Genomic DNA, 24,508 nt, shown 5'->3' with positions numbered 1-24,508 from the left:
TACTTAGCACAATTGTACATAAAAATATTGGCACAATCGTACAAAATAATCTTGACATTAATACATTCTTCAAGTTTTCTTGAAAGACCATATCTGACCAATAAGGGGAAAGTTAAGAGATTAATCTTTTTTGTTTCCTCAATACTTGGTGAGCCAAGTATTTCCAAAGTTTTTTGATTAACATAAACAATATTGCCTTCTAGATCACATTTTAAAATTCCAATGGGGGCTTCTTCAGCTAATTCAATATATTGTTTACGGCTGTTTTCAAGTTCTTCCTGTGCCTGTTTACGCTCACTGATATCCCGCACAATTCCCACAGCATGCCAAGCGTCCCTGCTCCTCAAAGCAGACATGGAAATCTCCACATCAAATTCCCGCCCGTCTTTATGTTTTGCTTTCATCTCAATTGTTTTCCCTATGGCATTCCCTTCTCCGGTCAACTGAAAGTGCTGGAAAGCTTGAGTATAAATCTGGTAAAGACGTTCATCAAGTACCACCAGCCGATGCAGGTCTTTCCCCAGTACTTCCTCCCTGGAATAACCGAAGAACTGTTCAGCTGCAGGGTTCCAAAAAATGACTTTTCCCTGCCCATCAAGCATGATAATAGCGTCTCGCGCCGAGTCCATAATGGCTCTTATTGTCGTGTCCTTTTCCTTTAGTTCCTCTTCCATTGCTATGCGTTCGGTCAGGTTAACAACCAGCGCCATACATAATTTTGCTCCCTCATAGTCGAAAAGCTGTATATTTATTTCCACAGGATACAGAGAACCGTCCTTCCGGCGATGTACCGTGTTAAACAGAACCTGCTCCTGTTCCTCACTGACCAAAGGTGCAAGGAGTCTTCGGAAACTCTCCATATTAAATTCTAGATTAAGGTCAAGGGGTGTCATAACGTTCATTTCTTCGGTTGTATATCCCAGATTTTTTCTGGCAGCACGATTTACAGCAACAAATTTCAACGACTCGGGATGAAAAATATAAAGTTCATTCAGAGAGTTTTCAAAAAGCCGCTCAAACATCCTAGCATGGATATTTGCTTCATGAAGTTTCAAAGCCATTTCCACTGTGGACAGCAAGGCTGCTTTATCTGTTCCTTTTAGCACAAACCCATAGGCCTTAACTTCTTTTATTTTTTCAATAATTCCCCCGGAGGTGTTGGCAGTAAGAAATACAACGGGAATATCCCGGGATTTAATTATTCTACGTGCAGCCGCTATCCCGCTCATTTCCCCCGCCAATTCGATGTCCATCAGAACTAGATCCAACGTCACACCACCCATTATCTTTTCTACTGCTTCTTCCCCTGTAGCGACGTTTTCCACATCATAACCGTTTTTATGCAGAAGTTCCGCTAAAACCATAGCAGTTAAGCGGCTGTCTTCAACCAGCAATATTTTTTTCTTTTTACCTGATATATTTTCACGCATTTTTTATCACCTTAAAATATCCCTTTGCTTTAATATCATAACACATTATACATTATACTTTAAACCTCACCACCGGGCGATGTGTTTTTTAACAGGTTTGCCTTTAATTATCTGTTTATATGCATTATATAGCTAAGACCATTATAATTTTATCTGTATAATAATATTATTATACTATTTTTTTCTTTTTTTTAACACAATTTTGGATTTTTCGTCACTTATTTTCATATATATTAAAGTTTGTTTCCATAACTCTCTTGCACTACTGTTTACTTACATTAATTATTATCTTCTGTGTTATCAATAAAACCTATCTCAATTAGCACTGCAGGAGTCTTGGTTTCTCCTAATACATGAAAGTTAGCACTCTTTACTCCTCTATCTGTAAAGCCTAAAGTTACAAGAGAATGCAGATATAGTTTTCAATGATAAGTTTTCGATATCCTTTATTTTTTAGAAGATTATCAGATCAAAATTACATATATAATCATTTAAAATCCCCATGACAGCAAAATAGAGCAGCAAGGATGCTACTCTAAAACCTTTTAGTTCCTCATTTATACGGCCGAGGTTTTACCGACTTTTTTTATCTTTTTATACACATCAACTCTATTGTTAACAACATATTTTTAAAAATTTTTTATTAATTCAAATTTGCCTTTAAGTAACTAAACATATCTATACTTTTCATTAATCATCATTGGTTGGAATGAGGATACCTAATATGAAGGTCTTCCTTTTTCAAGTCTATTTTGATTTCCGCCAAATTCAGGATTATTTGGTCCTCCTGTCCTTCCTGTCCCTGGATGAGAGCTTCTGCTGGTGGTTACCCCGCTTTCATTGAGCCAGGTTACAGAATTCGAAATGGTAAAATCTACTATTTTTGTTCCATTCTTATATTCTCCATCAGTATACAGCCCATCATTTTCATTTCCACTTGAGCTTCCACCTGAATACAGTGTATAAACTGAATTCTTTTTAAGTTCAGGTGAGCTGATAACTACAGTTTGATAATTCTTTTTAGGCGCAAAGGTAGCTAATGTATTTCCTTTACTATCTTTAAGATTAACAATAGTACCTGCCTGCTGTGTCTGTGGATAAGTCATAATTATAGAGTTCTGTGTCGATTGCTCTGAAGGTGCCTGAGCCATTCCTAAACTTCCAGCAGCGATAAGGAAGCCGCCAGTCATTTCAAAGGTTCCATCATAATCTAAAGCACCATTATTGTTGGCTGTTGGACCACTTACAACAACTGTACCTTTAGTCATATAAATTGATCCATTGGCATCCAGACCATCTCCCATAGAATTAACTGCAAGATATCCGCCATCTATATTAAGCCTATTGTTTGAGGTGGAATTGATATTATTTTGACCTGGACGCCCATTCATGGAGGATCCGTCATTGCCTCCAGCAATATTTATGCCATCATCACTGGCGGTAACATGAATTTCACCCTCGGAAATTGTTACTACTGCACTCTCTATACCTTCATAACTCTTAGTAATATTAATTTTTCCACCTTTAGCTAATATTGCTGAATCTGCATGAATTCCATCATCACCAGAAGTAATAGTAATATCTCCACCTGCTATGGTTACGCTGTTGTTGCTGTGTATAGCGTCATCAGCAGAATCAATTTTAAAGGTACCTCCACTAATAGCTACATCTGCAGTAGCCTTAATTGCTTTTGCACTATTTGATTCCTCTTCCGTAGTCTTTGCTATAGCAGTATTTTGCTGATTTTTTCCCCAAGGGCCTTGTCTGTCATCACTAATTTTGGTAACACCATTTGCACTTCCTCCACCAGAGGAAATAGTATATTCTCCACCAGTAATAAGTACTGAGGTTTTTCCATGTATTCCGTCTTTTCCAGCTTTTATGTCAAAGGTTCCTCCCTCAAGGGCTACATATCCTTTAGAAGTTGTATCCGTGTCATTTGTGGATTTGATAGCATCTCCTTTAGACTCAACTGTGATGCTTCCTTCCTTAACAGCCACTATATCTCGTCCCATTATTCCATCATCAGCTGAATAAATCCGAATGTTACCTCCTGTAATTTTCAAATCATCCTTGCTTGTTATACCATTGTTATAATTACCGTATACAGTCAATTTTCCTGTTCCGTTTATAGTAAGATTATCCTTGCTAAAGATTGCTGCATTAGGTTCATCAGTGGAAGCATCAGAAAGAACATATTTTGTTCCATCAGATATTATATTCTCTGTTCCCTCCTGTAAAGATATAATGGTTTTTCCTGCATTCTTTAAATAAATAGGTGCATTGTCAGCACAGTTTATCTGCACCCCATTTAAAACCAATCTAACGGTGCCCTTATCTTGAACATCCACAATAATTTGACCGTTATCCAATTTACCGCTAACTACATAAACCCCTGCTTTCGTTATTGTAATTTTACTGTTTTTCACTTCTGCTCCTGAACCTTTTACAGCCGCACTGTTTCCATTCAATTCAATGTGATTTGGATTTTCATTTTCCCAGTCACTGTAGTAGTCATCTTTATCATAGGTAATCAGTTCACTTATAACCTTGCTGATATCTTTGTCGCCAATAGTACTTACACTGGATTGGCTATTTACTGATGTTTGAGAACTAGTGTTTGTTTGCGGTGCAGTAGTACTGCTGCAGGCATACCTTAAATTGCAATATTAAATGCAACACCCCGTGAAAAAATCATGTAGAATAGAGTTAGTGTAAACCATACTTAACCTTAAGCCCATCTTAATTACTAAAATTGAGCGAATACAGAGATTTATCAAGGGCTGCGGAGCAGGCAAAGTCTTTACCCTTGACAAATCACAAGTTAGCTCTACAATAGATAAAATATGAGCTTAAGAAATTTTAACTAATTCCTCATAGAAGTATTCCTCAGGTGTTTTATAGCTCAATAATTTACGTGGAAGATGATTAATCCAGTTTTGAACTCTTTCAATGATTTTGGCGTAAAAGAATATTGGATGATAAATCCAAAACTTAAAACTATTGAAATCTATGTTTTCGAAAAGAGTGAATACAAACAGAACGGCGTTTATAAGGGTTGCAACAGTGCAGTATCTCAAAGTTTTAATGGACTTGAGATTCGCTTGGAAGATATTTTTCCTGAATGATAAGATTAAATTCATAATTATAAAAATACAGTTCCTATGATATTTGTATATCACAAGAACCGCTTCCCTGATATCTCTAATATTAAAATTTAATCTATTTCCCGCACCATCTATGGCAGAACCTTTTCATTTTCTCACAAACTACTTCGTTTGAACCACAGGAGGGGCAAGTATGCTTATCATGTTCATAATTCAAATCATAAACCTCACCACAATTTAGGCACTTAAATTGGCATAAACCTGAAGTATAATTCCCTCCGCTTATGTGTATTGCATTGCCTTGCGTTAGTGCTATCGCTACTTTCTTTCTTGCACTGTCTATGATGTTTTGAAAAGTCTGCCTTGAAACCTGCATCCTCTCCGCACACTCTTCCTGACTAAGCCCTTCAATATCTTTTAACCTCATGGCTTCAAGTTCTTCAACCTTGAGAGTAATTTCTTCCACCTCGCACTTTCTTTTGCCTAATGGTATGAAATAAGTGTTCTCTGGAAAAAATTCAACTCTTCTGCATTTTACCGGTCTTGGCATTTATTTACCTCCCTGCACTTTTTACATAATCCAATGAACATTATATCTATATCATAAATTTCTAAATCATTTATATCTTCTATAGCCTTGTTTAATTTTAAATATTCTAAAGCAACTTTTCTTTCATCAATGTCTATTATATCATTACATTTGACACACTGGAAATGGATATGCAGGGGCTTTTTGCTGTAGATTTTCAGTTCATAATAACTTACTCCATCTACAACAATTTCTTTTACTATACCAATACTACTAAATATCTTTACATTCCTATATACAGTAGCAAGACCCATACTGGTTTTTTTCAACCTTTGGTATATCTCTTCCACACTCAAATGCCTGTCAGCAAGGAAAAACTGTTCCAGTATCAATTTTCTTTGCTTCGTAAATTTATAACCGTTTTTCTCTACCAATTTTCTGATTAGAGAGAACTTATCCTTTGTCAGAGTATTATTCTTTACCCCATCCATAAGGACACCTCTGTTATTTATTCATGACAGTGACCTTCATGCTGATGTTCTCTGCATATGCTTCCTGTGGATTTTAACTCTCCTTTTAAATATTGCTGGACAACATCATCACAAGAACCTTCTGCTCCTACAATCACATCTATATTGTTTTGGGCAAATAACTGCTGGGCTGTTTCTCCCATGCCGCCAGAGATGACAACGTTTACTCCTAATTCTTTTAGGAAGTTAGGTAGGAATCCTGGTCTATGGCCTGGATTTTGTATGAAATCCTTCTTTAGCCCCTTACTTTCATCAACATCATACACTGTAAATCCTTCACAATGTCCAAAGTGTCCGCTAACAAATTTCCCTTCACTTGCAATTGCTATTTTCATTATTAATGCCTCCTTAAAATTATTGATTTAAATATTTTATATACTTACAAATGTTATCCCACATCTGTCTTATGGCCTGATTTGCCTTACTGCCCTCATAATAAACAATAGGCTTCAACTCATTAATTGACTTCATAACTGTGTCATCATAGGGTATTTTCCCTATTAAATAAACATCATTCTCTCTGCAAAAACTTTCAATTTCCTCTGCTACTTTCTCATTGATGTCGTATTTATTGATACAGGCGAGAGTAAGGACCCCGAAATGCCTGCATAACTCCATTACCCTCATAAAGTCCTCCAGACCCGATTGGGTAGGCTCTGTGACAATCAATACCGCATCACTTCCCGTAATTGAAGATATTACAGGACAACCTATTCCTGGAGAACCGTCTATAATGATAAGGATATTCTCATCCGAAAACTTTCTGGCATTACTGCGAAGCATAGTTATGAGTTTTCCCGACCCTTCGCTACCCACCTCCATCTGTGCCCTTGAAATAATTCCTTTATCGGTTTGGGTGATATAAACATCAGCAGTTTTCTTTTCTTTTAAACTGATGGCATTATGATGGCAAACCAATATGCAAGCACCACAGCCTTCACATTTAAAGGGATTCACTATACCGTCTTTGATTGCGTCAAACTGGCATACTTTTTCACATTCCTTGCAGCCTGAACAAAACTTTTTATCAATAACTGCTTTCTTTTCTCCATAAAAGTATTCCTTTCTTATATCTCTTCCATCGTAAAAAAGGTACAGATTGGGTGCATCCACATCACAGTCTGCTTTTACTGCATCTTTTGCAAGTTCAGACAGGGCTAAGGCTATTGTGGTTTTACCCGTGCCGCCTTTCCCACTTATCACTGTCAGTTCCAAGGGAACACCTCCCTCAATCTCTTTGCAATCTCCTCAAATATTTCTTTATATTCAGGCATTTCCACAATCATTTTCCCCAAGGAATAGACCTCTGCTGCTTCTCTACGGTAAGGTAAAATTCCTAATATGTTTATATCTTCTTGCTCACAGTATTTCTGAATCCTGTCATCCTCGGCATTATATTTATTGATAATAACGCCAAAGGGAAGATTGAAATTTCTCACCAGTTGTACTGCCATTTTTAAATCATGAAGCCCAAAGGAAGAAGGTTCCGTTACTAATATTGCACCATCTGCATATTGAAGGGAATTCACTACATTGCAGGAGGTCCCCGGGGCGCAATCAATAAGATTTGTTCCAGCAGGAAGATTTTTCAGTAACTTTTTAATAACTGGTACTGCCATAGGCTCTCCTACATTTAAAATTCCTCTTCTACAAATTAAATTGCCATATCGTCCTTCTTCTATTATTCCTATTTCCCTTTTTTCAAAGGTTAAAGCAATTTGTTTACACACTATCCCGCAGGCATGACAGCCATGACAGAGTTTTTCAAAGAGCATGATATCTTTCTTTGTCCTTACCAAGGCATGAAACTGGCATACTTTTGCACATTGTCCGCATAAGGTACATCTGCTGCTGTCCACAACAGGATAATCCACCTTAACTTCTTCTCTTTTTATTTGAGAGGGATTTAAGAATATGAATCCATTAGGCTCTTCCACATCGCAGTCGATGTAATTAGCACCTGTAATAACAGAAAGATTGGTGGATATGGTGGTTTTCCCCGTACCTCCCTTTCCGCTTAATATGGCTATGTTCAATTTATCTTCCCCCTCTGAATCCCCTGCCTGCTCCCATACCCATCCCGGCATGGGTTGGACCTGCCTCGGTTAATTCCTCTAATTTCCCTTCCTTGAATGACTGTATAGCCGAATCAATTTTGATACTTGCACATCGGTAGACTTTAATATCCGAATTTTTAAACAGGTTAAAGGCATTAGGCCCCATATTTCCAGTGATGACAACATCCACATCTTCATCAATGATTTGCTGGGCTGCTGCAATTCCTGCCCCTCCTCCTGACATTTGACCCTTATTCTCAATTGCTTTTACCAAACCTCCTTCTGTGTCATAGATTACAAAGTAATTACATCTTCCGAATCTCACATCCATCATGCTGTTTAAATCCTTGCCCATCGAAGAAACTGCTATATTCATGAAATACCCCTCCAATTATCTTTTTATTTGTTTTCATTGACTGAAAGCATTATCCTTTCGATAATAATGCTTACTGTTTCATCCAATGATGCATTTTGTATTGTTTTATCTTTCTCGGAAAGATTGGCTATATCACTACACATAGGCAATTCCCCAAGAAGTTTTAAGTCTAATTTGCTTAAAAACTCTTCTGTGTTTTCACTACCAAATATTCTGATTTTTTTGTTGCAATCAGGGCATATAATATAACTCATATTTTCTACTACACCAATAACCTTAATGTTCATTGTTTTAACCATATTCACTGCTTTTGCGACTATCATAGACACTAAATCCTGGGGTACAGACACCATTACAATTCCATTGATGGGAATGGACTGCATCACCGTCAGCGCAACATCTCCCGTTCCTGGAGGCATATCTATAACCAAATAGTCAAGGTCTCCCCAGAAAACATCCGTCCAGAATTGCTTTACTGTCCCTGCAATTAAAGGCCCTCGCCATATAACAGGCTGCTCCTCCTCTTCCATCAATAAGTTCAGCGACATTACCTTTATTCCATTTTCAGTTGCCACTGGTAAAATTCCCAGTTCATTTGACTGGACTTTCTTGTCTTTTACTTTAAGAAGCCTTGGAATACTCGGTCCTGTTATATCCGCATCCAGGACACCTACTTTATAACCTTTTTTATTTAATTCTTCTGCAATAAGAGCAGATACCGTTGATTTGCCAACACCTCCCTTCCCACTCATAACACCGATTATTTTGTTTACAAAGTTATAAGGATTGTTTTCTATCATGCATCCCTCTTTTGTTTTACAATCCTCTTTTGTAGGACAATTTTCACAGTTAGACACTTTAAACACTCCTTTTGTTTTTGTCATATGCCAATTACATTATACATCCATATTATGTTATTGTCAAATGCCATTTATTCATGAAAGTTTTATATGGATAATGTAAAATAGAAAACCTTACAGCAAATGAGGTATATATCCACATTTACTGTAAGGTTTATAAACAAATTGCTTTACCTTATATATATTCCTAAATTACATTTTAAATATTCATACATCTTTTTGGCCCATAGAGTCAAAAAATCTCTTGAGATTTTCAGGAATCTCATATTCCTTTTCTTTACTTTGTTTACCATTCCCTGATAATTCGTTGTTACTGTATATTTCTCTAAGTATTGCATCAATTATCATTGCTTTTGGAGGAACATTGTATTCTTTACCTTTGTACACCCATACCCGACAGTCCACTTCATCTCCGCATAAATCACCACACGATTCACAAAGAGATTCTTTTATTTCCAGTTGTATATCCTTTCCATTAATACGGATAGTAGGTGAACTCTCAAACCGGTACTGTATGGCCTTTTCCTTACTATCAATATGAATTTTATTTACAACAACTTCGGCGCCTGTTAATTCAAGCACTTTGGCAACGTCCGCAATTGCTTCTTCAAGACTGTCCTCCGTACCCTGGCATCTCATACATATGCTTAAATCCAAATACATAAAATCAATAACAACTTTCCTCTTTTCAGTACTATGAATTTCATCTTCACAGCCGCAACTTGTACTGCAGCAAATGTTTCTTTGAGTTTCACAACATCCCATAATAAAACCTCCATCATAAAATTTAACTTCACTTTTATAGACGGAGGTTTTTTAAAAAGGACGCAAAATACATATATGCTTTAGCAATATTTACAACTATCTTTTTTATGCTGGTATTCAACAATATTTCCATACACATCGAATTGAAACTTACAGCACTCAAAAAACTTCTCTTTTAACAGATTTCTCCCACGCTGAACTCTCGATTTAGCCCCTGATATTGACATACCGAGTTTTTGAGCCAGTTCTTTTTGTGTCAAACCGCCTAATTCTGTTAGCATGATAGCCTGCTTATATTTATCTGGAAGGCTGTCAATCATATTTTTCAGGCATAAAACCAATCCATTTATTATTTCTTCTTCATCATTATCGGTTTTTCTCTCATCAGGCAAATCCGAAAATTCAGCAGTATCTCTTTTCTTTCTATAATAATCAGCAATCGAATTTCTTGTTATTCGGTACACCCATGCATATATTCTGTCATTATCCTTTACCTGGTCTATATTAGAATATATTTTTAAAAATACATCTTGAAGGATATCTTCCGCATCTTGCTCATTTGTCACCTTTTTGCGGATAAAGATTCTTAAGTTGGAACTTAACTCTTTCCATAAAGCAATAATATCATCCTTAATGGTTCAATCCCCCCTTTAAGACGCGGTTTAAGGTTGATGTACTTTCAGTACGACTTTCGCTGCGATAAAAGCAACTACAAACATCACTGATCCTGCAACAGCAAATATCTGACCAATACCAAAAACATTTAATATCTGGCCATTAATCAATGTTCCAAATCCACTACCTTTAAAAATGTTAAATGATGTGATTTACAAATACTTTTTAATATCTTCTACTGACGGAACTCTTCCCATCACTTTTACCTGTTCATCCACTACAAGAGCGGGTGTTTTCATTACACCATAGGCCATAATATCTTTGAAGTCCTGTACTTTTTCAATAGTGGCTTCAATCCCTAGTTCTTTTACAGCCTCTCTGACATTGGCTTCTAATTTCTTGCAATTAGCACATCCTGAACCTAAAACTTTAATTACCATAGTAAAATCCTCCTTCATCAACTGATATTTTTTCATTCCATTATTATCGCCATTCCACAACATTCCTTTGCACAGGTTCCACACGCTGTACATTTTGCATGGTCAATTTCAATTCTGCCACCTAAAGGTTCATCATCATCCTCGACATAACTTATTGCATGATTAGGACATGCATTTATCGCTTTGCAGATATTGGCCTGTGCAGAACACTTCTCCTTTAAAATAACTGGCCTCACACCTTCCACCTCCCCCGAAATTTAGCAACTGCAGCATCCGCAACTGCAATTCCCCTTTTCACCTGTGTCGCCAACATACTCTATTGCACCTGAAGGACATAGTTTTTGACATCCTCTGCATCCATCAACACAGCCTTCAGGATATACCACTACAGGCCGTTCACCTTCTTTCTTGTAAACCCCATGTGAGCACTTGTTAAAGCATGCCCCGCACTCAATACAATTTTCATAGTTAATTACTGGATACCAGTTCTTTGACATTTAAACCCTCTCCTTTACAAATACCACATATTTTCAACTTTCCGATATATTTCCCTTATCTCTTCTTTTGGAATTAATTGAGACAGTATATAGGCTATAAGAATTATTCCAGGAATATCAACCACCAGTCTTGTTACAGCAAATTTAGCACCCAATGCTGACATTTCAAATAAAAACATTGGTATCTTTGTAGTGGACCATGCGCCAATGAATATGAGTATATTGCTGAATTTAACGCCTTTTTTCATAAAAACTGCCGCCACTGGGAATGCTCCATAAAGCGGGCCTGCTGCTGCAGAGCCTAAAATGATGGACAGGATTATGCCTTTTATCCCTGAACCTTCTCCCATGTATTTCACCATCGTTTCTCTCGGAACCCATACATCCAGTAATCCTAAAAGAATAAATACAGGTGGGATAACAAGGGCCATTTCCTTAAAACTATACCCTGCAACACCAATGGCTTTTAGCCCAATGCTTCTATTTATTAAAGTAATAATCCCTATAATACCTATAGTAATTAGAAAAAATTTGTATCTTTTTATAAACTTCATATACCACCCGCCACCTTCCCAATTATATATGCTACCAGGAAAGAAAATATAAACGCTAAAACATTTCTTGCAATGGTTAGTTTTTTACCAAAGTATTTCATCTCTACAGGAGCCGTAACAATTCCTACCATCATAAGCGTAGATACAAAGGCTCCAATCTGCATATACCCTGCACCATTTTGAAGCAGCATGGCAGCCGTAGGAAATGCCACAAACCCTGGGATAAGGGTAACTGCTCCAACAAGGGCTGCAAGAATAACACCAAACCATCCTGATTCTGCTCCTATGACAGCAGATATGACTTGAGGGTTAAGTACGGCAAGCAGTATCCCTACCAGCATAATGACTCCAAGGAATTCTGGCAATATATTTTCAAATGACTTCCAGGCTTTCTTTAGAGCATTCTTTGTTTTGCTCTCATCTTTGAGAAAAGATATTACTAACAATATTAGCGTAACAGCATAAAGAATATAATTTCCCATGTTTAAGCACACCTTCCCCTACGTTTAAACCTCTTTTGAAACACATAGATAAACCCCTACTCTTTTATCAAACCTGCTTACACAAAAATATATGAAAAAGCATTAAATAAATATCCAATGATAATAATTCCTGCTGATACAATGGATACAAAGATTGCTAAAAGTTTAGGCTTTACTACCTTGCTGAGCATAATCATGGAAGGCAGCGACAAGGCTGTTACCGCCATCATAAATGACAATACCGTTCCCACGCCTACTCCTTTTGCAAATAATGCTTCGGCTATAGGCAGAGTGCCGAATATATCAGCATACATTGGAATGCCCACTACAGTAGCAAGCAACACTGCAAATGGATTATTGCCTCCAACCACATTTTCTATGATTGACTGAGGAATCCAGTTATGAATGGCTGCCCCTATTCCAACACCGATTAATACATATAGCCATACTCTCTGGATAATATCCCTGACCTGTTCCTTTGCATAAGATATTCTTTCCTTGCGGGTCATTTCAGGCACTTCGGCATCAACATTTTCGATTTCTCTTACATATCCTTCTACATATTTTTCAAGTCCCAACTTGTCAATCAAAGTTCCTCCGATAACCGCCAAAATCAAGCCTACAACAACATAGGCTATGGCAATTTTAGGACCGAAAAATGAAATTAACAACATTAATGACGCCAAATCCACCATTGGCGAAGATATTAAGAAAGAAAAGGTTATGCCTAAAGGCAAGCCAGCAGATGTGAAACCGATAAAAATCGGTATGCTGGAGCAACTGCAAAATGGAGTTATGGTACCAAGCAGTGCACCAAGTATATTCCCTTTAATGCCTTTTATCTTTCCGAGAATCTTCTTTGTCCTCTCTGGCGGAAAATAACTCTGGATATAGGATATGACAAATATTAATAGTGATAATAATATAAATATTTTTATTGTATCATATATAAAAAAGTGAATACTTCCACCTATTCTTTCGCTAACAGACAAACCAAATACTTTCTCCACAAGAAGTCTTACCAGTTCTGAAAGCCATCTCATTTTTAATAGTTGGTCATTTAACCAACCGAATACCATAGCCAATATATTCATATGAAAACCTCCTCCTTACCTTCTGCACGCTTCAAGATACTTTTCAGCATATTTACACTTTTCAATATCACTTTTCAGTTCTGGATAATCGTTGATATTATCCACTATTTTCTCCAATATCTCTTTGTACACCTGCTCATTAAGATTTAAATCATAAAAAATAAACTGTTCCTGCCTTTCATCTTTTACAAATCCCATATCCCTAAGTTTAGCAAGATGTTTTGATATTTTGGGCTGTGACTCTCCTGTTATTCCACACATCTCACATACGCAAAGTTTTTTATGATACAGCAGTACAAGTATTCTCAAACGTGTTTCATCAGACAACACTTTGAAAAAATCAGTTAATTTATTCATAAAATCTTCCTTTCGTTAAAATTTTGGCTTTGTATCAGACATACTTTATACTTTAAACAACTGCAATTTTTAATTCATGCTTATATACTCATATAAGTATATTAGTATAATACTCCTGTTTTTTATATCTGTCAATAGTCACTTCAATATTTAAAAAAAGAAAAAAGTGCATATGAAGTTTTCTCTTCACTGCACCTTTTTATTTAGATTAATTACACTCTGCTTATCAAATCTGGTTATTTTTTACCCTCTGTATCAAATCCTCTACTTTCTTTTCGATAATATCTCTTGTTTTTCTATAATCCTCTATCGGGCCACCTGACGGGTCAGCAAGCCCCCAATCTTCCCTGTGCCTGCATGGCACATAAGGGCATTCTACATTGCATCCCATCGTTATTAAGATATCTAATTCTGCTGGAATATCACTTAATAGTTTTGGATGATGGCCACTCATATCCACTCCTGCTTCTTCCATTACCTGTACTGCCAATGGTTTTACTTCAGGGTAATTTTCTGTTCCTGCGGAATATGCTTCCAATACATCACTCCCCAATTTCTTTGCCCAGCCTTCTGCCATTTGAGAGCGGCAAGAGTTGTGTACGCATACAAATGCCACTTTCTTTTTCATATGTTTTATATTCCCCTTTCATCAGTTTGTTTAAACCAGTGCCTTGTGTTGTTGGCAATCCTTACAAGTGTAAGCATTACTGGAACTTCAACCAGTACTCCCACAACTGTTGCAAGGGCGGCTCCAGAGTCCAGACCAAAGAGTGAAATAGCCACTGCAACAGCAAGTTCAAAGAAGTTGCTTGCTCCAATCATTCCTGCAGGGGCTGCTATATCATGGGGAAGTTTCCATATCTTTGCCCACCCATATGCGATGAAGAATATAAAGAACGTCTGAATAATTAATGGTACCGCAATTAATATAATATGCAGAGGATTGCTTAAAATTATTTCACCCTGGAAAGAGAAAATAATTACTAAAGTAAGAAGCAAACCTACGATAGTTACATTATCAAATTTCTTGAGAAAAACGTTTTCAAAATACTCTATACCCTTATGTTTAATGATGTTCCTTCTAGTAAGGTATCCTCCTGCCAATGGAATAACAACAAACAGGATTGTTGATAATACCAGCGTGTCATAAGGAACGCTTACATTACTTACACCTAACAGGAGTGCGACAATTGGTGTAAATGCAAACAATATAATTAAGTCATTCACTGCTACCTGCACTAATGTATAAGCAGGGTCGCCTTTTGTCAAATAACTCCATACGAACACCATAGCGGTACATGGTGCGGCTCCTAATAATACTGCACCTGCAAGATAGTCTGTCGCCAAATCCGAACCAATCCACCTGCTGAATACCACTTTTAAGAAAAACGCTGCTATAAGATACATTGTAAAAGGCTTGATAAGCCAGTTTGTTACACAAGTAACTATTAGTCCCTTCGGTTTTTTTGTTGCCCTGACAATGCTTGAAAAATCAATTTTCAGCATCATTGGGTATATCATTAGCCATATGAGAATAGCAACAGGAATTGATACATTTGCATATTCAAATTTGCTTAAAGTTTCAGGGATTACAGGAATTAATCGTCCTATGGCAACTCCTACTATAATACATGCTGCTACCCACAGTGTTAAATATTTTTCAAAAAAACCCAATCCCTTTTTTTCTTGTATTGGTTCTTTACTACTCAAGTTATACGCCTCCAATTTATTTAATATTAATTTGTTTTAATTGTATGATTATATTCAATTATATTCATATAATATTCTAACAACGACATTCTGTCAATATTTTGAGAGTGACATTAAGCAAAATAATATTTTGTATTCTCTAAAAAATATCCTTTTAATTTTCATTTTTCATCTTCTCACACTGCCCTTGAAGATACTTTAAAACCTGACTTTTATCTTCCCGCAGTTGCTCACAAGTAAAGTTACTGTTTTTATATTTTTTAAGTCTTTCTATATCTTTTAGCAATTGCGTATTTTCATCCATTTTGTTTTTAATAAATTCATACAGCAGGTTATTTTCTTCAATAAACTTGTTATCTACTCTATAATAGACCCATTGTGATTTCTTTTCACTGGTTATAACACCCACACTTTTTAATTTGTTTAAATGCCTTGAAGCATTGGACTGCGTCATATCCAGCACTGTTTCTATTTCGCACACACAGAGTTCCTGTCTTATTAACAAATTGAGTATTCTAATCCTGTTTTCATCTCCCAATGCTTTAAATATTTCTATCAAATCCAACTTATCACCTTCCAAATGATTATATTCACTTATACTCATATAATAGTGTAAATTTGCACTTTTGTCAATAAAAATGTTATTCCCTTATTCGCAACTCAATTCCTAACACTTATGAGGAAACGAACTTTTTCATAAATATAGACTCCTATCGTTACAGATATGATGTCTGCCATAGTTCTTATGATTATATCAGCAATATCTGATTCAAACACCAAAGTAATGAAAAAATTGAAAAGAAAAAGGTTAATTCCAAAGATTACAATGCCAAAAAATAGTGATTTCACCATCGGAGATTCTATCTTAATGCCTTGTCCGAGAAATAAATACAAAACCCCTATCCAGATACCTGATGCAACTGCCCATATCATTGTTCCTAACGGATTGGCAGTAAAAGAGGAATAAATATGAACTATACTATAACAAAATACTCTCAGTACCAGGAAACATACAGGTATTGCCATTAACGGTACAATGTTAAGATTAATGTATACTTTCCCTGACAATTGAGAATCTACAGCAACGAATTTTCCTAACAGCAATCCTAAAAATACAAGTGATATTCCGTCCACTATTGGATAAGCAAAAAGTTCGGTCAGTGATGTGCTTGAAACGTGAGGTAAAGGCTCAAATAAGTATATACACCACATCATGCAGAATAAAAAACCGAACATTAAACCTTTTTTAATCTTTGTTCCTGGTAGACGACCCTGTATTATAACGAATACTACCGCTAATAAAAAATAGGTTATTAGTGCATAAATCGTAAATGAGGGGATTAATAATCCTGCTTTGACGATTACACTCGGAGGAAAAGGATTACTACCGCTTGAAGGGATAAAAGCCTGCAGTATCAATCTAAATATTGTTGCTGATAATGCTACTAAAAATAGTGTCAACCATTTTTTCTTGTTAATTTCAAAAAGCATTGATTTCATAGAGTTTGACCTCCAGTTTAAATTTTAAATCTATTACGAGGTAATAACTTTTTTTCATCTTATCCATATTAAAATTATATCACGACATCCGAAGCATCTTCCATCCGCTGCCTATAAAATAGATTGAAAATGCTACAATAAATATGCCTAACAATAAAATAATCCAGCGATATACAGTACCACTTATCAGTTTCTTGCCTCTGGAAAATGCTATGGAAATTGCTGAATACCATACAAAGTCCGATAAAATATGTCCTATAAAAAAGAACAAAACACCAATTAACCCTGAAGTATAAGACTGGCGAATTGATTCCATCCCCGTTGACGCCCACCAGAGAATGAAGTAAGGATTAGTAGTGCTTACAAGCGCTCCCGCCAATATAAGATTTCTTATTCCTGCACTATTCCCTGCTTTTTGGTTCTCCAGAGAAACCGACTTATTTATACTGGACTTTATCATTCCATACCCCATCCATGCAAGAAAAGCACCGCCAAATAATCCGATAAGTCCTGCAACTGTCGGATTAGAAAAGAAATCTTTAAGTCCGAATGTCATAATGATAATTAATATAAGTTCCAGTATTCCATGCCCTAATACTGTCAAAGGGCCTGCTGTCCACCCCTTTTTAAGATTGCCGTCAATTGTAACCCCCAACATAGGCCCAGGCATCATTGCTCCTGAAAAGCCTATTAAAAAAGCGCTGATGAAGATTCCCCACAAAACCACTTTAATTAACCTCTCTTTTAGCCAAAATATCTTACTATCAACATCGGTGTACACTAAATTATTGTGTACGGGTTTCCATGACCTGGAAATATTTTTGTTATTTTATAATCCTTTATTAATTTCCAACTGTTTTTGATTGTTTGGTCGTTATAGGCTTCCATAAGACTGAATTCCGGAAGGTCGCCTGTGAATGCACAACATCCATCAATAATGAGGCTTATGCTATCATCTGTATGACCAGGCGTTTGGATTATTTCCCCTTCTATTCCCATACTTTTGAGGAAGTCTCTACTTTCTTTGCTGGAAATTACGATATTACCCTCAGGTAGAATATCTGTAAAATTAAATTGATTATTCTTTTTGTAAAAGTTGTTTAAATTGTCTACAAAAGCAACCTGACATTCATGTAAAATTAATCTTATTCCTAAATTCTTTAAGTCTTGAGCAATCCCAGCATGGTCCGGATGGAAATGTGTTACAATTAAATATTTGATATCACTTATTTTGATATTATGCTGATTCAATAAGTTCATAAGCCGATAAAGAGTACCAGGAAAATCAGTATCTATCATTATCCAACCGCAACTGGATTCAAGGAGATAACAATTTGTCCTTTTACAAATTAAGTTCAGTATTTTCATCTATACTCACCTCGAAGGTTTAATCATCGTACTCATATATATGTATATCATTATTAGCAGTATTTTTTATGAAGATTTTATTTCGTATAATAATACAGTTTAGACACAAAATATGAAGATGGCGAATTAATCACACTAAATATTACTCAATTTCTTTAGTTCATTAACCATGTTGCTCCATATTGTAAAAGATTGATTAATTCCTTCTGAAAAACTACCTAACTTAATAACTTCTAATAATTTTTCATTACATCTTTCGGGTTTAATATTGAAGATTTCAATAAAATCAAGTGTTCTTTTTCGGCTTGGAAAATAGGTTCTATTAATAGCAAATAACGCTTGAAGGAAATGGTCAATTGCTATATCCATTGCAAAATGATAAAACAGTACATCTTTTCTGGCTACAGCACGTTGTAAATCTTCGGTATCTTCAAGTTCATCCAAATGATATTGTATAAGTATCTTTCTTAATTTATCTGGGTAATTGGATAATCTTTTTTTTAAGTCATCTAAAAAATTGCTTTTATCGCATAAAACATTGATATTTTTCAACATGGCACATCGCCCTATTGGATAGTAGTAATTATCCAATTTATCTGGATATTCGCCATTGAGTATAGATTCTACATCAGTTAAGGTTTCGTTTACTGTAAAATACATTAACCAAGTTTCAATACCGTTTACAAGCACGAAATCTCCTATTCCCCAATGTCCCCCTTCAAAGATATTTATTTTACTTTCCTGTATCTGGTTACCCAACTGATTTATTATGGCTTGTCTTTTTTCAAGATTAGGTATCATATCGCAATATATAAAAATATCAATATCCCCTTCTCCTGCCCTTGGAAGATAAGTCTTACTACCACTTATTCCGATTGATTGAACTTCACTCAATTCTGAAATATTACTTATTAATGTATCTATAATTTTCTTTGTATCATAAACCATGATATCGCCCCCCTAAAATACTTATTTTAATTCACCTTATTCTACTTTTGTGACACAAAATATAAAAAATGTGAAGCAAAATTATAGATTTAGTTCCATTCTTCTATTTCTCGTTGACATTCCCAATGATTCATAAAATTTAATGGCATTTTCATTAAATTCCCATACAGTCAACTGAATAGATGAAGCCCCTTCTGTTTTTGCATAATCTACAACATGATTAAACAACAATCTTCCAATGCCTTTCTTTTGGTAAATAGATTTAACACAAAAGTCATCTATATAGGCAAATTTTGACGGGATAAGAATTTGAATTTTTCTTGGAGTCATAATTTGTACTATACTATATACTACTAACTCTTTACTATCGGTATCTTCAACTACAAATAACTTTGTGTCACTACTGTTTAATAATTCTTCAAACCTTTCTTTTTCGAAAGGATTATCAACATCTAAATAAACATCTGGTCTATTTTTTACATGTAAGTTATGTACCTCTATAACCAAATTCTTAATATCAATATAATCATTTGCAATTCCTTCTCTTATTTTTAAGTTCATAAAAAGTCCCCCTTTAATGTTTCGTCCTATTTTACCAATTTGTACCATATACCTTTATTTTACACCATATCATCTATAAAAACATCTACATTTTTATAACCCATATTCAAAATTCCCGAACTCCAATAAATAAACTCAAAATAACCAATTATGCTTTAACATAAATAATACAACTTTATTTTTATTTTGATAGAACTTTATCAGTTATAATTTTGTTTTTCTTTTTTTAGAATTATCATTATATTATTTTTAGAAACAGAAAAAGCAGAGCATGTTCTATAGTAAATGCAAATAAAGTCATTGCATGAACTCCCTACAATTTCCAATATTCTTATACCTTAAAATCTTACCAAACCCCGTATTTTCAATATTTCCCCTTGCCCCTTTTACCTTCTGATACCACAACTTTATTTTTATTATAAAAGAACTTTAACATCCGTAAAAATACCTTTTCTTTTTCTAAAATTTCTTCTTCATCATTTCTGAAACAGAAAAAATACGTCAAGTTCTTATAAAAAGTAAATAATGTCCTTATCCCTTTACCCTTTTATCCACATCTTCCTAATATTTTTTATACTTTATCCCCATTCTTGTATCAAGAAATGTGGATAAAACCTTAATATAAGGACTTTATTTTCATTTTGATAGAACTTTACCGCTTATGAAACAACTTTTCTGTTTCTGATAATTTTAAACATATCATTTTTAGAAACAGAAAAAAAGTCCTATGTTGTATAGTAAAAGTAAATAATGTCCTTTCATAAAATTCCTTTATTTCCCTTTTCCCTTAAAACCTAAAAATACATGAAAGCCAATATTCTCAATACTTTCCCTGATTCCTTATCCCTTTAGATAATACTACTTTATTTTATTTTTGCAACAACTAATTAAGCCCTATTTTAAGCCTAAAATATTTCCTATTTTCCTTACCCCTTTTTCCTTAATCCTAACTATATGTAACCCAAACAAACTTCTTTCCTTTTTCAAATAAACTCCTTTCACAAATCCCCCTCAAACCCTTGAAAATACTGGCTTGTTATTCTCTTCCAATTTCCCATTTAATTCCTTTTTCCTTATTCCTTACTTCCTAAAGTCCTTTCATTCCTCAATTTTTAGGGCAAAAAATGAAAATAAAGTGCTTTTAGGATTGAGGGTTAAGGGGGAAGGGTTAAGGAGAGATTTTACCCATTTTTCATTCCATTTTCTTTTCCATTCAATCTTCCAATCCATTGATTTATCTTAATTTCGGCCTTGCTCCTTATTCCTTATCCCTTAAAACTAATACATAAAAAACATGGCCTACAGGACATTCTTTTGCCCTAATAAACCATGTTTTCTGATACAACTTTATTTACTCCGTTTCATACATTTGAAAAATGAAAGGAGTTTATTTGATGTAGACAACAAAATTTTACACCTATATCTCTCTTCTTCCTTCAAGTGCCTTTGAAAGTGTAACTTCATCAGCATAATCTAAATCTCCACCTACTGGAATTCCGTGAGCTATTCTTGTAACCTTTACGTCTAAAGGTTTTAATATTTTTGATATATACATAGCTGTGGCTTCTCCCTCTATGTTTGGATTTGTAGCTACAATAACTTCTTTTACTTCTCCATTAATTCTTCTTATAAGTTCTCTAAGTTTTATCTGCTCTGGACCTCTCCCTGACATTGGAGAAATAGTTCCATGAAGAACATGATAAATGCCATTATACTCTTTTACCTTTTCCATAGACATAATATCTTTAGGCTGTTCTACTACACATATGGTACTTTTATCTCTGCTTGGGTTACTGCATATACTGCATGGATCAGTATCTGTAAAGTTTCCACATATAGAACAGTATTTTATAGTTCCACGAGCTTTTACTAATGCCTCTGCAAATTCTTTTACTTCTTCTCTTGGAAGATTTAAAATATAAAGAGTTAATCTTTGTGCTGTTTTATAGCCAATCCCAGGTAACTTTGCAAATTCTTCTATAAGTTTTTCTATAGCAATTGGATAAAAATCCATGTTATTCCTCCATTCTATAATGGGCCTATAAATTATAAAGAAAGAATGAAAAACTAAGAATTTATCTTAATTTTTCATTCTTATTAATAATGTTTTTATTTCTAAAACATTCCTGGTATATTTAATCCACCTGTCAATTTACCCATTTGGTTTGCTGTATCTTCTTCAGCTTTTCTTAAAGCAGCATTGCAAGCAGTTAAAATAAGATCTTGAAGCATTTCAACATCATCTGGATCAACTACATCTTTATCTATTTTAATTTCTAAAATTTGTCTTTTACCGCTGACAACTACTGTTACAGCACCGCCTCCTGCTTTTTCTTCATATTTTTTATTTTCAAGTTCCTTTTGCATCTCCTGCATTTGTTCTTGAAATTTTTGTGCTGTTTTCATAAGATTATTCATATTAGCTCCTCCGCCGAAACCTGGGAAACCACCTTTAGCCATAAAAAATACCTCCTCAAAATATATTATTATTCTAATTTACTTTATATAGATAATAATGTACTACAAAATTATATACCTATTCATCAATAATTTCTACAACATCTTCTCCGAAAGTTTCTTTAATTATCTCTTCGGGAGATTTTATTGAATTTTGTTTTTTGTCTACAGTATATTTTATTCTAACTTTTTCTTTTAGTGCCTGGGAAAATACATCTTCAACTATTTTTCTATTTTCTTCACCTTCAAGTCTTTGTTTGCTAAAAGCATGAAGCTCATCAAATCTTACTTCAATAATTCCGTTTTTAAAAGATACAGGCTCTCCTGTGTCTAAAAGTGCAGCATTTGCTTTTGAATTTCTAGCCTTTAGCATTTCAAGAATATCTCTCCAACTTTTTTTTATTATATCTATGTTTAGCTTAGAATTAGTATTATATTCCTCTAAGTGTTTAATTTCTGTTTTTTCTATATTTTTAGTTTTTGGTTCAGTTTTTAAAGGCTGCTTTTTTAAAGAATTATTAGAAACATTTATATTTTCATTGTTTATTATAGAAATTTGACCATTCTTTAAATTTTCTTCTAATCTATTAAGCCTTGATAGTATAACTTCATTTGATGTATCGTATTCAATTTTACAAAGTTTAATTACTGCAAGTTCTAAATAAATTCTACTTTGTTTGCTCCACTTAGACTGCTCTTGTGCTTCTTGAAGTATTCTTATATCCCTCATTATTTCTTCAATTCTTATTTTTTGAGCTTGAGATTTTAGATTTTCTATATTTTCATAAGACATATCAAGTATATCTTCTGGATTTTTGCTTATTTTAACCATCATAAGATTTCTAAGATGCATTATTAAATCTTTTATAAAGTTATAAATATCCTTACCTGAAAAAACAATTTCATCAACTATTTTCATGGATTTTTCTACATTTCTTTCTATAATAGCATCAATTAGTTTAAATAAATTTTCATTTGTAACTAATCCAAGCATATTTACAACTTCATCATATTCAACTTTTCCATTACCCATAGATATTGCTTGATCTAATATACTTAAAGCATCTCTCATAGCACCATCAGACATTTTTGCAATTAAATTAAGACTTCTATCATCAGCAAAAACTCCATGTTCTTTTACTATTTTTCTAAGTCTTTCAAACATATCTTGAGACTTTATTCTTGTAAAATCAAATCTCTGACATCTAGAGAGTATAGTTATAGGAAGCATTTGAGGATCTGTTGTTGCAAGAATAAATATTACATTGCTTGGAGGTTCTTCTAATGTTTTTAAAAAAGCATTAACAGCTTCTTTTGTAAGCATATGAACTTCATCTATTATATAAACTTTATATTTCGATTCCCTTGGAGGATACTGAACCTCATCTATTATATCTCTTATTTTATCTATTCCTCTATATGATGCTGCATCAAGCTCTATAAAATCAATAGAAAGTCCTGCATTTATCTTTTTACAAGATTCACATTCATTACATGGCTCTCCATCTTGTATATTAAGACAATTTACCGCTTTTGCAAGTATTTTAGCAGTTGAAGTCTTACCAGTTCCTCTAGTTCCACAAAGAAGATATGCATGGGCTATTCTATTGTTTTTTATTTGATTTTTAAGTGTTGTAGTTATATGTTTTTGTCCAACTACATCATTAAAAGTTTTAGGTCTCCATTCTCTATACAAAGCGGTATATGCCATAGTTTCACCTTCTTTTTATAAATTAGCATATAAATATTTTATTTAAATTAAGCATATATTTAATTATACATTAATATTTATAATTTTAACAAGAAATATAATATGTAGTATACTATATATACTTTAATTATTTATAAATTTGTATAAAAAAAAGATGCTTAATTAGCACCTCTTATTTCTATTATGTAAACCGTGCACCTCGCTTCGACTGATAACATATGAACGTTATCTATATAGTTAACTCAAACCAGGTTAATCCACGGCACACGAAAATGATCACTTACCGCTGCTTCCTTCCGGACCTGACGGGGTTCATGAGTTTCCGTTGCGTGGGACCCAATTCTCAACGCCACTTTTATAGACCAGACTTCACACGTTATAGCCTAGGCGAGGAATTCAACCCTGCTGTAGCGGATTGCAGGTTACAGGGCACCGCTAGTTCCCCATCTAGCACGGAAAGTTTAAATGGCGGAGAGAGAGGGATTCGAACCCTCGGTAGAGTTTCCCCTACACACGCTTTCCAGGCGTGCCCCTTAAGCCAACTCGGACATCTCTCCATA

Annotated in this window: 30 protein-coding genes, 1 tRNA gene, 1 other RNA gene and 1 pseudogene; 1 reads left to right on the top strand and 32 read right to left on the bottom strand. The window is 34.6% G+C overall.

The window, feature by feature from the left end; translation table 11 throughout:
• The 3 genes and pseudogenes from EGD97_RS10760 to EGD97_RS10750 form a co-directional block, all read right to left on the bottom strand.
• A partial coding sequence (locus EGD97_RS10760) for a PAS domain S-box protein (protein WP_127837324.1) occupies nucleotides 1–1,430 on the bottom strand: 1,430 nt, incomplete at its 3' end.
• A 284-nt stretch (nucleotides 1,431–1,714) separates the two neighbouring features.
• Nucleotides 1,715–1,834 (bottom strand): annotated as a pseudogene (locus tag EGD97_RS10755) (N-acetylmuramoyl-L-alanine amidase family protein); the annotation flags it as partial.
• A gap of 315 nt (nucleotides 1,835–2,149) precedes the next feature.
• The gene (locus EGD97_RS10750) at nucleotides 2,150–3,859 is read right to left on the bottom strand and encodes a carbohydrate-binding domain-containing protein (RefSeq protein WP_228202015.1); all 1,710 of its coding nucleotides are present in this window, start codon (nucleotides 3,857–3,859) and stop codon (nucleotides 2,150–2,152) included.
• 510 nt (nucleotides 3,860–4,369) lie between these two features.
• Here EGD97_RS10750 and EGD97_RS10745 point away from each other — a divergent pair.
• A complete protein-coding gene (locus tag EGD97_RS10745; RefSeq protein WP_228202014.1) occupies nucleotides 4,370–4,558 on the top strand; it encodes a Uma2 family endonuclease in 189 nt (62 codons plus the stop codon).
• A 94-nt stretch (nucleotides 4,559–4,652) separates the two neighbouring features.
• On the opposite strand, the gene EGD97_RS10740 is transcribed toward EGD97_RS10745, so the two are convergent.
• The 29 genes from EGD97_RS10740 to EGD97_RS10600 form a co-directional block, all read right to left on the bottom strand.
• On the bottom strand, nucleotides 4,653–5,087 hold the full coding sequence (locus EGD97_RS10740) for a DUF134 domain-containing protein (protein ID WP_034844118.1): 435 nt from the start codon (nucleotides 5,085–5,087) through the stop codon (nucleotides 4,653–4,655).
• On the bottom strand, nucleotides 5,072–5,557 hold the full coding sequence (locus EGD97_RS10735) for a Fur family transcriptional regulator (RefSeq protein ID WP_127837322.1): 486 nt from the start codon (nucleotides 5,555–5,557) through the stop codon (nucleotides 5,072–5,074). Before EGD97_RS10735 ends, EGD97_RS10740 begins: the two co-directional genes overlap by 16 nt.
• Before the next feature lie 17 nt (nucleotides 5,558–5,574).
• Nucleotides 5,575–5,931, bottom strand: a complete 357-nt coding sequence (locus EGD97_RS10730; protein WP_127837321.1) for a NifB/NifX family molybdenum-iron cluster-binding protein — start codon at nucleotides 5,929–5,931, stop codon at nucleotides 5,575–5,577.
• A gap of 19 nt (nucleotides 5,932–5,950) precedes the next feature.
• Complete coding sequence (locus EGD97_RS10725) at nucleotides 5,951–6,811, bottom strand: ATP-binding protein (protein ID WP_127837320.1); 861 nt, start codon at nucleotides 6,809–6,811, stop codon at nucleotides 5,951–5,953.
• The gene (locus EGD97_RS10720) at nucleotides 6,802–7,632 is read right to left on the bottom strand and encodes a nucleotide-binding protein (protein WP_127837327.1); all 831 of its coding nucleotides are present in this window, start codon (nucleotides 7,630–7,632) and stop codon (nucleotides 6,802–6,804) included. Before EGD97_RS10720 ends, EGD97_RS10725 begins: the two co-directional genes overlap by 10 nt.
• Nucleotide 7,633: 1 nt before the next feature.
• Nucleotides 7,634–8,029, bottom strand: a complete 396-nt coding sequence (locus tag EGD97_RS10715; RefSeq protein WP_127837319.1) for a NifB/NifX family molybdenum-iron cluster-binding protein — start codon at nucleotides 8,027–8,029, stop codon at nucleotides 7,634–7,636.
• 23 nt (nucleotides 8,030–8,052) lie between these two features.
• On the bottom strand, nucleotides 8,053–8,886 hold the full coding sequence (locus EGD97_RS10710) for an Mrp/NBP35 family ATP-binding protein (RefSeq protein ID WP_127837318.1): 834 nt from the start codon (nucleotides 8,884–8,886) through the stop codon (nucleotides 8,053–8,055).
• A gap of 210 nt (nucleotides 8,887–9,096) precedes the next feature.
• Entirely contained in the window at nucleotides 9,097–9,654 is a 558-nt protein-coding gene (locus EGD97_RS10705; RefSeq protein WP_205693986.1) for a DUF2703 domain-containing protein, read from the bottom strand.
• A gap of 80 nt (nucleotides 9,655–9,734) precedes the next feature.
• On the bottom strand, nucleotides 9,735–10,274 hold the full coding sequence (gene sigZ, locus EGD97_RS10700) for an RNA polymerase sigma factor SigZ (protein ID WP_228202016.1): 540 nt from the start codon (nucleotides 10,272–10,274) through the stop codon (nucleotides 9,735–9,737).
• A gap of 207 nt (nucleotides 10,275–10,481) precedes the next feature.
• Complete coding sequence (locus EGD97_RS10695; protein WP_014253547.1) at nucleotides 10,482–10,709, bottom strand: thioredoxin family protein; 228 nt, start codon at nucleotides 10,707–10,709, stop codon at nucleotides 10,482–10,484.
• Nucleotides 10,710–10,741: 32 nt separating this feature from the next.
• A complete protein-coding gene (locus EGD97_RS10690) occupies nucleotides 10,742–10,945 on the bottom strand; it encodes a 4Fe-4S dicluster domain-containing protein (protein ID WP_041714807.1) in 204 nt (67 codons plus the stop codon).
• Nucleotides 10,946–10,966: 21 nt separating this feature from the next.
• A complete protein-coding gene (locus tag EGD97_RS10685; protein ID WP_127837315.1) occupies nucleotides 10,967–11,206 on the bottom strand; it encodes a 4Fe-4S dicluster domain-containing protein in 240 nt (79 codons plus the stop codon).
• Between the two features lie 14 nt (nucleotides 11,207–11,220).
• Complete coding sequence (locus tag EGD97_RS10680) at nucleotides 11,221–11,760, bottom strand: permease (RefSeq protein WP_127837314.1); 540 nt, start codon at nucleotides 11,758–11,760, stop codon at nucleotides 11,221–11,223.
• Nucleotides 11,757–12,242 carry a permease gene (locus tag EGD97_RS10675; RefSeq protein WP_069195227.1) on the bottom strand — a complete coding sequence of 162 codons (486 nt, stop codon included), beginning with the start codon at nucleotides 12,240–12,242 and terminating at the stop codon, nucleotides 11,757–11,759. Before EGD97_RS10675 ends, EGD97_RS10680 begins: the two co-directional genes overlap by 4 nt.
• Before the next feature lie 77 nt (nucleotides 12,243–12,319).
• A complete protein-coding gene (locus EGD97_RS10670) occupies nucleotides 12,320–13,336 on the bottom strand; it encodes a permease (RefSeq protein WP_127837313.1) in 1,017 nt (338 codons plus the stop codon).
• 15 nt (nucleotides 13,337–13,351) lie between these two features.
• Complete coding sequence (locus EGD97_RS10665; protein WP_127837312.1) at nucleotides 13,352–13,693, bottom strand: ArsR/SmtB family transcription factor; 342 nt, start codon at nucleotides 13,691–13,693, stop codon at nucleotides 13,352–13,354.
• A gap of 226 nt (nucleotides 13,694–13,919) precedes the next feature.
• Entirely contained in the window at nucleotides 13,920–14,321 is a 402-nt protein-coding gene (locus tag EGD97_RS10660) for an arsenate reductase ArsC (protein ID WP_073345735.1), read from the bottom strand.
• A gap of 5 nt (nucleotides 14,322–14,326) precedes the next feature.
• Nucleotides 14,327–15,403, bottom strand: coding sequence for an ACR3 family arsenite efflux transporter (gene arsB / locus EGD97_RS10655; protein ID WP_127837311.1), 1,077 nt, complete (start codon nucleotides 15,401–15,403; stop codon nucleotides 14,327–14,329).
• A 154-nt stretch (nucleotides 15,404–15,557) separates the two neighbouring features.
• Nucleotides 15,558–15,968: an ArsR/SmtB family transcription factor gene (locus EGD97_RS10650; RefSeq protein WP_127837325.1), complete on the bottom strand. Its 411-nt coding sequence runs from the start codon at nucleotides 15,966–15,968 to the stop codon at nucleotides 15,558–15,560.
• Nucleotides 15,969–16,063: 95 nt separating this feature from the next.
• Nucleotides 16,064–16,903, bottom strand: a complete 840-nt coding sequence (locus tag EGD97_RS10645) for a hypothetical protein (protein ID WP_127837310.1) — start codon at nucleotides 16,901–16,903, stop codon at nucleotides 16,064–16,066.
• A gap of 79 nt (nucleotides 16,904–16,982) precedes the next feature.
• Nucleotides 16,983–17,630, bottom strand: a complete 648-nt coding sequence (locus tag EGD97_RS10640) for a LysE family transporter (protein WP_127837309.1) — start codon at nucleotides 17,628–17,630, stop codon at nucleotides 16,983–16,985.
• 53 nt (nucleotides 17,631–17,683) lie between these two features.
• Complete coding sequence (locus tag EGD97_RS10635; RefSeq protein ID WP_127837308.1) at nucleotides 17,684–18,271, bottom strand: MBL fold metallo-hydrolase; 588 nt, start codon at nucleotides 18,269–18,271, stop codon at nucleotides 17,684–17,686.
• A 135-nt stretch (nucleotides 18,272–18,406) separates the two neighbouring features.
• A complete protein-coding gene (locus EGD97_RS10630; protein WP_127837307.1) occupies nucleotides 18,407–19,219 on the bottom strand; it encodes a DUF4037 domain-containing protein in 813 nt (270 codons plus the stop codon).
• Nucleotides 19,220–19,300: 81 nt separating this feature from the next.
• On the bottom strand, nucleotides 19,301–19,780 hold the full coding sequence (locus tag EGD97_RS10625) for a GNAT family N-acetyltransferase (protein WP_127837306.1): 480 nt from the start codon (nucleotides 19,778–19,780) through the stop codon (nucleotides 19,301–19,303).
• Nucleotides 19,781–21,197: 1,417 nt separating this feature from the next.
• A complete protein-coding gene (recR, locus tag EGD97_RS10620) occupies nucleotides 21,198–21,794 on the bottom strand; it encodes a recombination mediator RecR (RefSeq protein ID WP_127837305.1) in 597 nt (198 codons plus the stop codon).
• Nucleotides 21,795–21,895: 101 nt separating this feature from the next.
• Nucleotides 21,896–22,240: a YbaB/EbfC family nucleoid-associated protein gene (locus tag EGD97_RS10615; protein WP_127837304.1), complete on the bottom strand. Its 345-nt coding sequence runs from the start codon at nucleotides 22,238–22,240 to the stop codon at nucleotides 21,896–21,898.
• A 76-nt stretch (nucleotides 22,241–22,316) separates the two neighbouring features.
• Nucleotides 22,317–23,948 carry a DNA polymerase III subunit gamma/tau gene (dnaX, locus tag EGD97_RS10610; protein ID WP_127837303.1) on the bottom strand — a complete coding sequence of 544 codons (1,632 nt, stop codon included), beginning with the start codon at nucleotides 23,946–23,948 and terminating at the stop codon, nucleotides 22,317–22,319.
• Nucleotides 23,949–24,138: 190 nt separating this feature from the next.
• Nucleotides 24,139–24,404, bottom strand: an RNA gene (gene ffs, locus EGD97_RS10605) — signal recognition particle sRNA large type.
• A 10-nt stretch (nucleotides 24,405–24,414) separates the two neighbouring features.
• Nucleotides 24,415–24,505, bottom strand: a tRNA-Ser gene (locus tag EGD97_RS10600).
• Between the last annotated feature and the right edge of the window lie 3 nt (nucleotides 24,506–24,508).

The organism is Clostridium prolinivorans (assembly GCF_004011155.1).
In the GTDB taxonomy this organism is placed as follows: domain Bacteria; phylum Bacillota; class Clostridia; order Clostridiales; family Clostridiaceae; genus Clostridium_AT; species Clostridium_AT prolinivorans.
This window is presented reverse-complemented; position numbering and strand designations above follow the sequence as displayed.